Source organism: Vibrio nigripulchritudo (genome assembly GCF_027924785.1).
In the GTDB taxonomy this organism is placed as follows: Bacteria; Pseudomonadota; Gammaproteobacteria; order Enterobacterales; family Vibrionaceae; genus Vibrio; species Vibrio nigripulchritudo.
In genome coordinates this window covers 175,983-190,567 of sequence record NZ_AP027050.1, presented here as the reverse complement: position 1 = coordinate 190,567, position 14,585 = coordinate 175,983, and the positions used below count along the sequence as shown (strand labels likewise).

Here is a 14,585-nt window from a genome sequence, read left to right as displayed (position 1 = left end):
AAAAAGCCGAGCCTTGTACCATTGACCAAGGCTCGGTAAAACATGGATTTAGGACGTTCTGCGGTTCACAATTACACGATGCATTACTCGTAATGAACCGTGATAATCGTTTACCGCGTGGTGTTGCACCGACCGGTTGTCCCACATAACAACCGTGCCATTTTCCCACTTAATGCGGGTGGTGAACTCGGGCTTGGCAACATGATCAAAGAGGTACTCCAAAATTGGCGTACTTTCCTCTAAGGTCAGGTTGGCAAATCTCTCTGTATGCTCCTTATTGACGTAGATGGCATGATGCCCCGTCTCTTCGTGAGTCATAATTGACGGATGAATCGCTTCAAACGTCGCGTTTGCTGTTGCAATTTGACTAAAGTTAGTCAGATGCGGAATTTTTTGCTTAGCCGACTGATGCTTATTTGAAATGTAAACCGCGTCGTTATTCAGCAAGAATTCTTTCATTCCCGAAGACAGCTTTTGAAAAGCCTTTTGGCTGTCTGAGAAAATTGTGTCGCCACCCACTGTAGGGGTAGCCCTTGCCGTTAACATTGTAAAATCAGGTGGATTATCTAAATACGTGGAATCCACATGCCACATACCACTGAAGTTTTCTGCCTGATCGGGTTCTTTGCGTATTTCCACAATATTCGGGAAACCCTCTATTCCGCTAGAAAACGGATATTTTTGAACCACGCCAAGTTTTTCAGCAAAGTCCATTAATTCCTGAGAACTCATATCCTGTTTACGGAATACAAGTAGTTTGTTTTCAATGAGTAGCTTATAAAGCTCCTTAAAGCCTGAGCTGTCTATTTCCGACAGTTTTAAACCCTTTATTTCCAACCCCATACTGCGTGCAATGGGTTGAGCCTCGATATCTATCTCAAAATGTGTAGAAGCAACCTTATCCATGAGTTAAGTCCGTTTTTTAAATTAATTATGCGACGCCGATATTAGTATCAATTTTCATCATGTAGTTAAATTAATCATATCTAACTCCAATATTAAGGCTGGACTTAATGCTGACTTCACAGGACCTCGAATTTTTCGACACTATTGCTAATAGCCAATCGCTGGCTGCAGCGGCCCGTACACTTAACGTAACACCCCCGAGTATCTCGCAGAGGCTGCAAGCATTAGAGAAGAAGCTGAATGTAAAATTAGTCGAACGCAGCGTCCGTTCAACGACCTTGACAGAGGAAGGTGAAAAGCTGGCCAAACGGGGGCGCAAGCTGCTTGTCGACATAGAGTCATTACAGAATGAGATACTTGCTGATAAGCAAGTAATTGAAGGTGAACTACGGGTACTATCCCCTTTAGGATTCGGCATCGACTACATCGCTCCTCTTGTCACAGAGTTTCAGGAACGCTACCCAAATATTGATATCGACCTGACTCTTTCCGACATACCACGCTGGACCGACAGACAACATCCAGATGTAATGGTTTACATTGGTGAATTAAAGAACTCTTCACTCAAATGCATACATCTTGCGGAAAATCGTCGTCTTTTGTTGGCATCTCCTCATTACTTGCGAAATTCAGCACCTTTGCTTTGTCCGCAGGATTTGCACAAGCACCAATGTATCGCTTTAAGGGAAAATGATGAAGATGTAACCATGTGGAAGTTTGAAGCTGCCGACAATCAGCCACCCACCGGTGTCAGGATCCATCCTAAATTGTCGAGTAATGTCGGGCAGGTCATCAAAGACTGGGCAATCGATGGTCGGGGAATCATTCAGCGCTCAGAGTGGGACGTGACCAAAGAGCTCAAGTCTGGCGAACTGGTCTCTTTGCTTACGGATTTCCCTTTACCCAGAGCAGATGTGGTAGCACTGGTTTCCGACGACAGGCAACAGAGACCATTAAAGGTCAACCTGTTTCTGGACTTCATCAAAGCACGTTTGGCAAACAGACCTTGGTTTAATAAGGCGTAATTTACTCCAGCAGGAAGACGATGTTTCCCATTGCCATAGTCAGCCAGACTGGGGCATAGGGAATGTCTTCCGCATCCATTTTGGTGATGTCTTCCCCAAGCACAACCAGATCCGCATATTTGCCGACTTCCAGTGTTCCGGTGATATGATCGATGCCCAGGCTTCGTGCGGGGTTAATGGTGTATGCGGCAATAGCCGTGTCTATGTCTGGTAACCCATATTTTCCAAGCCGCAGGCTATTGGCAATACTCGCCAGAGGGCTGATTGGGTTAACGTTCCAGTCGCTACTGAGTGTTACATTCGCACCCGACTGGTAGAGCAAATGCAGTGGCATCAAATCGTGGGAACGTTTCTTACCCAGAAACTTCTTTGCCCAGCTATGGTCACGTTGCGCGGCATATTCCGAGCCAACCTGCATGTCGGCACTGACGCCCAAGCGTGAAAACCTTAGTACGTCTTTCACATCCACCATTTCAACATGAGTCAGGGTGTATGGCACTTCTAGTGCGTCTTCATCCAGGCTTTCTATCGCATTCAACGACGCTCGAACCGCCTTATCTCCAATGGCATGAATGTGAGCACCGTACCCAATACCATTGAGCTGATGCAGCCACTCCTGCATTTTTCCCGGTGGGATGTAATAAAGCCCATCTTTGCTTTTGGGCATGTAAGTGAACAGATAAGGAGCCAGGGTTTTGGCCGTGCCGTTAATAAGGATACCGTCGCTGTACATTTTCACCTGATCAATGCGGAGCCAGCCAGAATCATCGTTGCGATAGATACGTTCAAAATATTTCAGCTGTTCCAGCATGTCATCTTGCGGGTAAACCCAAGGGCGGAGAGACACCCGCGCCGTCAGCGCATTGTTGATTTCAGCTTGTTGCCACACTTCCAACCAGCCGCGTTTCCAGTACATCCTGCCATCGCCAATGGTGGTAATACCGTGTTGTGAAGCCTCACTCAGACCATTGAGCAAACCTCTGTAGCTCGCTTCAAACAGGTTGTCAGTACTTTTCCACGCCAGCTCCATGACGATGTCACCCGCGTTGTCGAGCAGTATGCCGTTAAGCTTTCCTTTTTTATCTTTAAGGATACGACCACCAGCCGGGTGCGGTGTTTTGGCTGTTATACCCGCTTCTTTCAAAGCCGCGCTGTTGACCCACATAGAATGCGACGTCTGCTCCATCAAAATAACGGGCTTATCTGGAAATACGCTGTCTAATACTTGAAGAGGAGTACGCCTGTTCGATTTGTGGAGGATATGGTCAAGCTGAAAGCCGTAGCCAATAATCCATTTGTGGTCTTTTCCGTATTGTTTGCAATACCTTAGATAGGGAATTTGCTCTTCCAACGTCACATCAGGGTCAACATAACAATCGCCCCCGACTTCCGATGCGGCTTCAAATACATGATTATGGTTGTCGATAAATCCGGGCAATACCAAAGCACCATTTGCATTGACTACTTTAGTTTCAACATCGATATATTCTTCGACGCCATTCGCGTCACCTAAATATTCAATTTTTCCTTCCCGGATAGCCATTGAAGAAACACGGTAGCCTTTGCCAACGTATATTTTTGCGTTGGTAATAACGGAGTCAGCCTTAATTACTGCGAAGGTAGGAGAAATAAAAAAAGCCAGCGCGCACCCAAGTAACAGACGCTTCATAGTGTGACTCCGTAGATAAACCCGAGATGGATTATTGAGAATGAATTTAAAATGACCAATAGAGGAAGACAGACAATTTCATTTAGAAACAAAAAGTTCAATCGGATATCTGAATCTAACTCTTTGAATAATGATAGGTCATATTTTTCGTGAATGTAACAGACCGCTCAGTAATTTAAATCCTGTCTCGAATATTAGAGTTTATTTATTTTATAGCTCAAAATTAAATCGAAGCGCGGGTTTTATGAGCTACTGATCATAGAAATATGTAAATATGAATTTTTATTTTGAATTCCTCGTATTTATTGTGCTTATATGTGCCCCTCAAAAGGCTCAGATGGAATAGATATCACATGAATTCATCACTTTCAAAATCAGCTCAAGAAGTTTTGGTCGGAGAAAATGAACAACTGGTTTCCACTACCGATCTTAAGGGCGTGATTACCTATTGTAATCCTGCTTTCTGTCGAGTAGCTGGCTTCGAAGAACAAGAGTTGCTCGGTCAGAATCATAATATTGTCCGACACGCTGACATGCCTAAAGCGGCATTTGGCGACATGTGGTCTCATTTGAAGAAAGGCAATGCGTGGCGTGGAATCGTAAAGAACCGCACCAAAAATGGAGGGTTCTATTGGGTAGACGCCTACGTTACCCCCATTTACGAACACGGCAGCATTGTGGGTTATCAGTCTGTTCGCGTTAAACCGAAATCCAATTGGGTAGACGTGGCATCCACAGCATACAAAAAACTGCTTGCCGCAGAAAAAAGTGGCCGCAGCGCGGCATTTGCCCTGCCAGCAGCGTTTAAATACACCGCGCTCGCTGCGGCATGTGCCGTTCCTGTTATTGGAAGCCTGATCGAATCTGGCGTGTCCTGGCAGTTCATGATGAGTGCCCTTCCTGCGGCAACACTGGCCGTGTTCTTCAGGCAGGAATTGATCAACACACCTCAGTACATGAAAAAACTGCAGTCGGAATACGACAGCGTCAGTCGCCTTGTGTATTCGGGGAATCAGTTGGTGTCTGCGGCAGATTTCCACATCAAATTGCTGCAAGCCCGTATTCGTACGGTTCTCGGTCGAATGACCGATTCTGCTGCGCCACTACACCAACTTTCGGACGATTTAAGCGATACAGCCATTCGCGCAATGAGTGCAATTCGCCAGCAGAACACAGACATTCACCATGTCGCCAGTGCCGTAAACGATATGGCGGACTCTGCGGGTCAGGTCTTTGAGCACGCTTCACAAACTCAGTTACTGATCAACGACACTCAAGACCAGTGTAAGGTGACTCGCTCTAAAATTGATGCGACAGAAAATCAGTTAAATGAACTGGCGTCTCAGGCTGAGCAGGCGACACAAACCACGTACCAGCTGAGCGAGCAGGCACAAAAAGTCAGTTCCGTAATGTCAGAAATCAGTGGCATTGCAGAACAGACCAACCTGCTGGCACTGAACGCCGCGATAGAAGCGGCGCGTGCGGGAGAGCAGGGACGTGGGTTTGCCGTGGTAGCGGATGAAGTACGCGCACTTTCTTCACGTACTCAGAATGCAACGGAAACCATTCAGGCGAGTTTAAGTCAGATGCTCAGCACCATTACAACATGGCAGAAAGACATCGAAAGCAGCCGCGATCAGACGGGAGACTGTGTCACCATCGCTCAGGAAGGCGCGCAGTGTTTGCAACAGATAGAGCAAATGATGACCGATATACACGGTCTGATTGATCAGGTTTCTAATTCTGCCAACGAGCAGACCCAGCTTTCTCAGCAAGTAAGTAATCGAATACACTCCATCGCCCAGACATCTGAAAATAACTTAGCTGAAACCGATCTGGTAGAACGCAATAGTCAGGTGCTAAAGCAAGGGGTAGATAAACTTTATCAACTGGCTAAACAATTCGAGCAAAAGTAAAAGAAAAACGGTGGGGTACGGGCGTACCCCACCAAAAAGACTTGCCAAATCAGTCCGTTCCACTGCCTCTGTAATTGGAACATCCTGAGTCCTAAACGTCAGGAATGGCAAGCCAGGCTGGAAGTCATTATTCTTATCTGCTCCTTATCTTATCGCTATTCATTTACCGCACTCTGCAGCCAAACCTCTTGCCCTTTCAGTTCTACCGACCAGGTTTTTAAGCACTGCTCCGGCTCCTCAAGGCACTCGCCTGTTTCCAGGCTGAAGTGTTGTTTGTACATGGGGGAAGCAACGCACACGGTATCCCCTTGGGTGCCAACAATCCCGCGGCTCATCACATAAGCTTTGCTAATCGGGTCCCAGTTACCCACAGCGAACACTCTGGCTTCTTTACCGGGAACCAGAAATAGCGCCACCTGTTGCTCGTCAAAAACGCACCCCACGCCTTGATAAGGCGCAAGCTGGTCGATGTCACAGACTTTCTTCCACATCACTTCATCTCCTGAACATCACTGACAAAGGTGCTGGGGATCCGCTGCCCGCGAACACGTTGATATGGCAATGGCACACTGTCGCCTTCCTGATTGATAAAAGGTCGGAATCGTGCGCGTTTCTCTTTCGAATCAACGGTCGATTTCCACTCGCACTGGTAGGTGTCCACGATGTGTTGCATCTGAGATTCGAGCTGCTCGTTAAGCCCCAGAGAGTCGTCCAGAACCACGCTTTTCAGGTAATCCAACCCGCCTTCAAGGTTCTCCATCCAGACTGAAGTACGCTGGAGTTTGTCGGCGGTTCGGACGTAAAACATCAGCACTCGGTCGATCAAAGTGATCAACGCATCTTTGGAAAGATCGGACGCAAACAGGTCGGCATGTCGAGGTCGCATTCCACCATTTCCACACACGTACAAGTTCCAGCCATTTTCGGTAGCGATAACGCCAATATCTTTGCTTTGCGCTTCAGCACATTCACGGGTGCAGCCAGATACCGCCATTTTCAGTTTGTGTGGAGACCGTAGTCCCTTGTAGCGATTCTCTAGCTCTATCGCCAGCCCGACTGAATCATCGACTCCGTATCGGCACCAGGTAGAACCCACACATGACTTAACGGTTCGCAGCGATTTGCCATACGCATGACCGGTTTCAAACCCTGCCTGAATCAGTTGTTCCCATATGTCCGGAAGCTGTTCCATTTTGGCTCCAAACAAATCGACTCTCTGACCACCGGTGATCTTGGTGTACAGATCGTACTGCTTGGCGACTTCGCCTAAGCGAATCAGTTTGTCTGGGGTAATCTCTCCACCGGGCACCCGCGGAACCACGGAATAGGAACCGTCTTTTTGCAGATTCGCCATAAAGGCATCGTTGGAATCTTGAAGTGGCTGATGTTTGAGTTCAAGAATGTGCTCATTCCACAAGGAAGCAAAAATCGATGCAGCGGTCGGTTTGCACAAATCACACCCCATACCTTTGCCGTGCTTAGCGAGCAATTCATCGAAGTCGCGAATATTTTCGACCTGACACAGGTGGAATAACTCCTGCCGTGAATACGCGAAGTGCTCACAGATGTGATTGTTCACTTCCATACCCATAGCCGCAAGCTCGGCGTCCAGCACGGTTTTCACCATATTGGTACACCCCCCACATCCGGTACCCGCCTTGGTTTCGGCTTTCAGGGTATTTAAATCGTGCGCCCCAGCCTGAATCGCGACCACCAAATCACTTTTTGTCACGTTATGACAAGAGCAGATTAAGGTGTTATCTCCAATTTCCCCAGAAAGAGGCGACGCATCAAAAAGAAGCTCGGCGGGGTATTCTGGCAACGGGGTTTGATTGAGATAGCATTGAAGCAGAACATCGTAGTCGGTGTTGTCTCCCACCAAAATTGCCCCAAGTAACTGTGTGCCAGACGCGTCGGTGATGAGCTTTTTGTAGATCCCGGTATTGGCATCCTGAAGCACCATTTCCTGAGCCCCTTCGGTTTGCATTTGTGCATCCCCAATAGAGGCAACATCCACACCCAGCAGCTTCAGTTTGGTGCTCATGTCTGCACCAGTGAAATTACTGTCTGTGCCTGTAAGCTGGTCAGCTACCGCACGGGCCATTTGGTAACCCGGCGCGACCAGCCCAAAGATTTTGTTTTGCCACAGGGCGCATTCGCCAATCGCAAATATATTGGGATCGCTGGTGCGACATGCGTCATCGATCACAATCCCGCCTCGTTCACCAATATCCAGTCCCGCTTGCCTTGCTAAGGCATCCTGCGGTCGAATACCAGCAGAGAAAACTATCACATCCACTTCCAGTGGCGCTTGATCTTTCAGTACCATTCGGTGATAAGCGTTTTCCCCATCAATGATGTTTTCGGTGGCGGTAGATGTGTGAACTTTTAAGCCCAAGGCTTCAATTTTCTTTTGCAGAACATTGCCTGCCCCAGCGTCGAGCTGAACTGGCATTAACCGCGGCGCAAATTCGATAACATGGGTTTCTAAACCCAGTAATCGCAAAGCATTCGCCGCTTCCAAGCCCAGCAGTCCACCACCAATCACCGCACCCGTTTTCGCCCCTTCACACGCAGTGCGAATTTCAGATAAATCATCCAGAGTCCGATAGACAAAGCTATTGGGTCGATCGTGCCCCGGAATAGGTGGCACAAAAGGGTATGAGCCAGTCGCCAGCACCAGTTGGTCGTATCCTAAGACCACCTCGTCATCCATGGTGATGCGTCTTTGTTCGGTTTGAATTGACGTGACCTGACTGCCTAATATCAGTTCAATCCCGTGTTTTTGATACCACTCTTCACTACCCAGCATCAGATCTTCATGAGATCGCCCTGAAAACAACGAAGAAAGCTGAACCCTGTCGTACGCAATGAAACGTTCTTCACCAATCACAGTAATCCGGTAATTCAGGTGTGCATGCTTTTCCACCAGAGAGACCACCAGTTGGTGCCCCACCATGCCATTTCCGACAATGACCAAATGTTCCATAGTGCTTCCTCCCTAGGCGCTTTTGGTCGCTTGAACGAGCGACTCTTCAATAGGTGTGGCGGATGTTTTAACGGTCTGAGGTTTGGCTTGTTTCTCATAGAGGAAACGCAGCACCGACTGACGGTATTTCTGATAACGCGTATCGTCGGCTAATTCGACTCGGTTCCTTGGTCTGTCTAGTTCCACGCTCAATACTTCTCCGATGGTCGCTGCCGGACCGTTGGTCATCATTACGATTCGATCCGACAGCAACACAGCCTCGTCCACATCGTGCGTAATCATGATCACCGTGGTATTCAAATCTGCATGAATCGCCATCAGCGCATCCTGAAGGTGTGCCCTAGTCAAGGCATCCAAAGCGCCAAAGGGTTCATCCATCAGCAGCACTTTGGGTTTGAGTGCCAACGCACGTGCTATACCGACACGTTGCTTCATGCCACCAGATATCTCACTCGGTTTTTTATCGCTGGCGTGGGTCATCTGCACCAAATCGAGATAGTGCGATACCTGTTCTCTCACCCAGGTTTTGCTTTTTCCGGCTGCTATCTGTTTGATCGCCAGTTCGACGTTCTGATAGACCGACAGCCAGGGCAGCAAAGAGTGGTTTTGAAACACCACTGCCCGCTCTGGTCCCGGTCCATCCACTTCGCGTCCATCCAATATCACGCCGCCATCTGTAGGGTCGTATAACCCAGCGACCAAATTCAATACGGTGGATTTACCGCAGCCAGAATGCCCAATCAGAGAAATAAACTCCCCTTCCTTAATGGTTAAATCGACGTTTTTTAACGCCACGAACTCACCCTTGGGTGTTGGAAATCGCATGCCTAACTGCGTCAGGTTTAAAAAAGTTTTCGTCATAAGGTTTTCTTCCTATCGCAGTGTCTGGTTTTTATCCCAAGAGACCCACTTCTGCAGTGCGAGCATGCCTCGGTCGAGCAGTAATCCAATGAATCCGATGGTGATCACCGCCACCATAATGCGCCCCAGAGAGGCAGAGCTGCCATTCTGGAATTCATCCCAGACGAATTTCCCTAAGCCGGGGTTTTGCGCCAGCATCTCTGCCGCGATCAGCACCATCCATGCAATACCCAGCGACAACCGAAGACCAGTAAAAATCATCGGAATGGAAGAAGGGAGCACAATGGTCCAGATGTGTCGCCACCAAGAAAGTCGCAATACTCGGCTGACGTTCACCAGATCTTTATCGACGCTGGTCACTCCGACAGCGGTGTTGATCAACGTGGGCCAAAGGCTACACAGCGCAACGGTCAGCAAAGAGTTAACAAATGATTTCGCCACCAGCGGATCCGTACTCACATAGGTCGCGCTTACCACCATGGTGACAATTGGCAGCCAAGCCAGAGGAGAGACGGGCTTGAGCAATTGGATCACCGGATTGAACGCCTGATACAAGCCATGATTCAGCCCCAAAACAATCCCGGCAGGAATAGCGATTAATGACGCCAGCAAAAAACCACACGCCACGGTAAACAAGCTGGTCAGGATCTGATCAAAGAAGGTTGGCTTACCTGTGTAAGGTCGAATTTTTACTTTGGCGTTCGGATCTTTAGCCAGCTTGGCTGCGTTGCGTTTTTCCTGACGCTCAATAAACGCCACTTCTTTATCTCGCTCTTCAAAGTGTTCAGAAACCAGATTTCCGAACTGCTGAGCGGTTTGAACGGGACCCGGCAACACACCCAAAGAGGTCTGAACCTGACGCGCTGACAGGTGCCACATCATCAGGAACAGCAGAATCCCCAGCAAGGGCAGCACAAGTGCCCTGCTGTGGTTGGCGACTTTTGCCCTATCAGGAAAAAGGGCAAAGACATTATTTCTCGCCAATTTGGTGTCCATATCAGATCTCCTCTGATCCTTTCAGACCAATGCTGAATTTTTTCAGATATGCGTTGGGCTGCTTGCCGTCATACACCACGTCGTCGATAAAGTGTGTCTGCGGATCGCGATACCCATCTTCCGTGTTGAAATCTGGAAAATCGCTGGCTTTGAGTATCCCGTCTTCAATTAAGGATTCTGCCGCCTGCTGATAGATATCAGGTCGATAGACTTTTTTGGCAATATTGGCGTACCAGTCGTCCGGTTTTTCTGATGGAATCTGTCCCCAACGGCGCATCTGAGTCAGATACCAGATGGCATCGCTGTAGTAGGGGTAGGTGGCGTTATAACGGAAGAATACGTTGAAATCGGGCACAGAACGTTTGTCTCCTTTTTCGTATTCAAACGTGCCCGTCATGCTATTGGCAATCACGTCCGCATCCGCACCTACGTAGTGGCTTTTCGCCAGTATTTTCACGGCTTCCATACGGTTGGCGTTTTGTTTTTCATCCAGCCAGTGCGCAGCGCGAATCATGGCTTTCACCACACGGATATGGGTGTTCGGGTATTTCTTTGCCCAGGCAGCCGACACACCGAAAACTTTTTCTGGGTTGTTTTTCCATATCTCGTAATCGGTCACCACCGGCACCCCAATTCCTTTGAATACGGCTTGCTGGTTCCACGGTTCACCAACGCAGTACCCTTTGATGGTTCCGGCTTCCATAGTGGCGGGCATTTGCGGTGGAGGGGTTACGCTGAGCAACACATCCGCCTCCACCTGCCCACTGTTATCACCGGTTTTCGGCGCGTAATAGCCAGGATGAATGCCTCCCGCCGCTAACCAGTAACGTAGTTCGTAGTTGTGTGTCGAAACCGGGAATACCATGCCCATGTTGAAAGGCTTGCCTTTGTCGAGATAACTTTCGACCACAGGTTTGAGTGCGTCTGCCTTGATTGGATGAACAGGTTTTCCGTCGGCTTGTTTTTCCAGATTGGGCTTCATCTGCGCCCAGATGTCGTTGGATACCGTGATGGCGTTACCGTTGAGGTCCATGCTGAATGCAGTGATTACGTCCGCTTGTGTTCCAATCCCTATGGTGGCACCCAGTGGTTGACCTGCCAGCATGTGTGCGCCGTCTAATTCACCGTCAATCACCCGGTCGAGCAGAACCTTCCAGTTCGCTTGTGCCTCCAGCGTGACGTACAGCCCTTCATCCTCAAAAAAACCTTTTTCATAGGCGACCGCCAGCGGTGCCATATCGGTAAGTTTGATGAACCCAAATTTCAGGTCTTCAACTTCAGGCTCTCCAACTTCGGCTAATACCGAGTTCGACCCCAGCAGTACAAACAGCGCAAGGCTTTTGAGGGCGCGGCTTTTAAGAGAAAGGCTTGCCATGCGATTTCTCACGGCATTCCATTTTTCTCTTGTCTTATTGGCAATGGTTTTCCGACATTTCATTGAACACTCCTGTTCCATATCTTCCTAAGTTTCAAATTCCAAATTTCAAAAAAAAAGGCGCGGCTGCACAGAAAGTGCAGTCGCGCCGTTGCTTAGCAGAAACCACCGCCATTGATGGTTATTGGAGCTGAGCTCCTTTATCGTTGTTATTAATACTTCAAGTTGTGTGCCAGTTTTTCAGTTATTAAAAATCAATAAGTTATCTTTAATTGAATCCAACACTCTTAGCTGGATGCCGCCTTATTGTGCACAGTGCACCAATTCAATCCTTAGCTGATCGAATCGAAGGTGAGCATCAGGTTTTTGGCGACCTGCCCAATGGGCTGGCTGGATTTCATCGCGGAATTTCGCAGTGCCTTGTACGCCTCTTCTTCATCAATATGATGCATTTTCATCAGCGTACCTTTGGCTTTTTCGATCCACTTTCTGTCGTCGAGTTTCTGCGTCAACGCCTGTACTTCTTTCTCAATTGCCAACATGTTGTCGCGAAGTCTGGTGGCATGTTCCAGCCAGATGTTGAGATCGTAATCTCCCCGAAAAGGAAGAATCACGTACTGATTTGCGTGAGGAAAATCCTTGATGCTGCCTTTGTGAAGGTCACCGACCATAACCACCAGCGGGCATTTGCAGCCCACGGCAAAGTCGATCAGCAGCTTAAGCTCTGCCGTCGGTTGCGACCAGGAGACCACCATCACTGAAGATTGAGGATCCGTCAGCATGCCTTCCACCTGAATAAGCTGGCAGCCTATGATGTTGTCATAGTGCAACGCCAGTTGCCCACTCAGTTGAGCTTGCTGTTCCAGACTGTCGCTGCATACGATAACCATTTGATCCTTCATAGTTTCTCCTTTTCATCACTTCGGTATTCTTCCAACCGATGTGATTCTCTTATCCCAATTCAGGTTAAGTATTCTTTCCAGTAACGGATTGCGTTGGCTTCAGCCTGCTCTTTATTTCCTAGAATGGTGTATAACGCGGCCATCATAGTCCCCACCACACCGTAAGACATGGCTTCCAGATCGGCTTCTTGTGTACCGACCACACAAGACTTAGCGACAGGGATGTCGCATGAGGTCATTTCCTCCCAATACTGGGATTCCAGATTCTCATTTGCTTCCCAAACGGTTTGGCTCACTTTGGGATTGAACTCGGTTTCACCTGCCACGCCTTTAAAAGACAAAACTCTAAGCGAGTCCGCCGAGGCAATTTTCTCTATTCTGGCGTGCAGTTCGGAATAACTGGGATGGAAGCTGCCACGCAAACCATAGGGCAGTAACCCGGGGTTTAGCCCGCGTACCATGGTGTTGATTGGCGTTCTGACTCCGTATCGTTTACTCCAGCTCAGCAATTTCACAATTTCCGGGCAATGAGCTTCCAAAGGGAGGTAGGCGATGCCTTCAGCATCAATGACTTGTTGTGCCTGATCATAGCTGCTTACGCACTCGATACCGACGGCCGAAAGAAAGGTTTCAGCGTGGGTTTTGTTGGCAAGATGACGTTGGGCATGTCCATGCAGCAGTATCTTGTAGCCATTGCTGGCTAGAATTTTAGCTGCCACCAGATGCCAGGGTCTGTCGGTACTTTTATTCTCATAAATCCGCTTTCCTGCGTACAAAGGCCAGTCCAGATCAGCATTGATGCCACTAAACCGAGCCCTGAACGCGCGCACAAAACCCCCAACCTCTTCTGCGGTTTCATTGTTCACCCGCATTAGCACCAAAATCATCGCTAACTGATCGTCCCCGACGTTGCCAGCTAACCACTCTGTCATTAACTCGAACGCTTCATCCTCCGTAAGAGATCTTTTTCCACGTTCGCCTTTTCCAAGAGCCCTGATACATTGCACCGCGATAGACATAACTGCTTCCTTCGAATACGCCACTTGATGAATATCTCACTATACAGAAAACACAGCCGTCTGCGAGAGCAAGGCATGAATCTTCGACCTGATTGTCACCACTTCCCCTAAAATCATCAGTGCCGGGCTCATTCCTTTTAGCTCACTGGCTTTTTCCATCATGTCTTTAAGCTCAAATGTATGGATCTGTTCTTCATCGCTACAGCCTTTGATCACGATGGCAACGGGCGTGTTGCCACTTAGTCCGTTTTCCATCAGCCCTTGTTGGATGTCCTGTGCTTTTTCCAGTCCCATGTAAAACACCAGAGTCTGCCCGCTTTGAACCAGACCACTCCACGAAGGAAGCGCACCCGTGACCACATTCCCTGTGACCAGGGTGACACTTCGAGACACCCCACGGTGAGTGAGTGGGATAAGGGAACGGGATGCACAGCCGATGGCGGCGGTGATCCCAGGAATCACTTCGAAAGGAATTTGGTATTTTGCTAATTCAAGGGCTTCTTCACCACCCCGACCAAAAATAAACGGATCGCCCCCTTTTAATCTCACGACCTGTTTGCCTTCCCTGGCTAACCGGACGAGCAACCCGTTTATCGCTTCTTGCTTCATGCTTGGCTGACCACAACGTTTTCCAACGTAGATGGTTTCCACCTCGCTATCCGCAATGCTCAATATGTCTTGATTAATTAACCGGTCATACACCAGTACCTGCGCATCCCGAATGGCTTTAAACGCCTTGATGGTCAATAATTCTGGATCGTTGGGACCGCAGCCAATGAGTTTCACCTCACCTAAACTGCGCCCGCCTTCTGAATATCGGCGAGAGCCAGACTCCCCTTTGCGAACAAGGGTAATGGTGCCTTTGTTGCCTGCGCTGGAAGACGGGCTTCGAAAGTGTGTCGCGTTCTGTTTTGTCATCCTTGAATA

General features: G+C 48.6%; 12 protein-coding genes. 2 read left to right on the top strand and 10 right to left on the bottom strand.

Features of this window, described 5'->3' with window-relative positions:
* Nucleotides 1–48: 48 nt before the first annotated feature.
* Nucleotides 49–906, bottom strand: a complete 858-nt coding sequence (locus QMG91_RS19185; protein ID WP_004403249.1) for a TauD/TfdA dioxygenase family protein — start codon at nucleotides 904–906, stop codon at nucleotides 49–51.
* 107 nt (nucleotides 907–1,013) lie between these two features.
* Here QMG91_RS19185 and QMG91_RS19180 point away from each other — a divergent pair, with 107 nt between their 5' ends.
* Entirely contained in the window at nucleotides 1,014–1,931 is a 918-nt protein-coding gene (locus tag QMG91_RS19180; protein ID WP_004403246.1) for a LysR family transcriptional regulator, read from the top strand.
* Between the two features lies 1 nt (nucleotide 1,932).
* Here QMG91_RS19180 and QMG91_RS19175 read toward each other — a convergent pair whose 3' ends face one another.
* A complete protein-coding gene (locus QMG91_RS19175) occupies nucleotides 1,933–3,600 on the bottom strand; it encodes an amidohydrolase (RefSeq protein WP_281831520.1) in 1,668 nt (555 codons plus the stop codon).
* Between the two features lie 353 nt (nucleotides 3,601–3,953).
* Between QMG91_RS19175 and QMG91_RS19170 the strand changes: the two genes are divergently transcribed.
* Nucleotides 3,954–5,516, top strand: coding sequence for a methyl-accepting chemotaxis protein (locus QMG91_RS19170; RefSeq protein ID WP_022590239.1), 1,563 nt, complete (start codon nucleotides 3,954–3,956; stop codon nucleotides 5,514–5,516).
* Nucleotides 5,517–5,671: 155 nt separating this feature from the next.
* Here the strand turns inward: QMG91_RS19170 and nirD are convergent, their stop codons facing one another.
* From nirD to cobA, 8 genes are all read right to left on the bottom strand, one after another.
* Nucleotides 5,672–6,007 (bottom strand): nitrite reductase small subunit NirD, encoded by a 336-nt coding sequence (gene nirD, locus QMG91_RS19165; protein ID WP_022590240.1) that lies wholly within the window; start codon nucleotides 6,005–6,007, stop codon nucleotides 5,672–5,674.
* Complete coding sequence (gene nirB / locus QMG91_RS19160; protein WP_281831519.1) at nucleotides 6,007–8,505, bottom strand: nitrite reductase large subunit NirB; 2,499 nt, start codon at nucleotides 8,503–8,505, stop codon at nucleotides 6,007–6,009. The genes nirD and nirB overlap by 1 nt, the downstream gene beginning before the upstream one ends.
* Before the next feature lie 12 nt (nucleotides 8,506–8,517).
* On the bottom strand, nucleotides 8,518–9,366 hold the full coding sequence (locus tag QMG91_RS19155; protein ID WP_281831518.1) for an ABC transporter ATP-binding protein: 849 nt from the start codon (nucleotides 9,364–9,366) through the stop codon (nucleotides 8,518–8,520).
* A gap of 12 nt (nucleotides 9,367–9,378) precedes the next feature.
* A complete protein-coding gene (locus QMG91_RS19150) occupies nucleotides 9,379–10,362 on the bottom strand; it encodes an ABC transporter permease (RefSeq protein ID WP_281831517.1) in 984 nt (327 codons plus the stop codon).
* 1 nt (nucleotide 10,363) lies between these two features.
* Nucleotides 10,364–11,737 carry a CmpA/NrtA family ABC transporter substrate-binding protein gene (locus QMG91_RS19145; protein ID WP_281832671.1) on the bottom strand — a complete coding sequence of 458 codons (1,374 nt, stop codon included), beginning with the start codon at nucleotides 11,735–11,737 and terminating at the stop codon, nucleotides 10,364–10,366.
* A gap of 332 nt (nucleotides 11,738–12,069) precedes the next feature.
* Nucleotides 12,070–12,639 carry an ANTAR domain-containing response regulator gene (locus QMG91_RS19140; protein WP_022594173.1) on the bottom strand — a complete coding sequence of 190 codons (570 nt, stop codon included), beginning with the start codon at nucleotides 12,637–12,639 and terminating at the stop codon, nucleotides 12,070–12,072.
* 59 nt (nucleotides 12,640–12,698) lie between these two features.
* Nucleotides 12,699–13,658: a glycosyl transferase family protein gene (locus QMG91_RS19135; RefSeq protein WP_281831516.1), complete on the bottom strand. Its 960-nt coding sequence runs from the start codon at nucleotides 13,656–13,658 to the stop codon at nucleotides 12,699–12,701.
* Between the two features lie 39 nt (nucleotides 13,659–13,697).
* A complete protein-coding gene (gene cobA, locus QMG91_RS19130; RefSeq protein WP_281831515.1) occupies nucleotides 13,698–14,576 on the bottom strand; it encodes a uroporphyrinogen-III C-methyltransferase in 879 nt (292 codons plus the stop codon).
* Nucleotides 14,577–14,585: the final 9 nt, after the last annotated feature.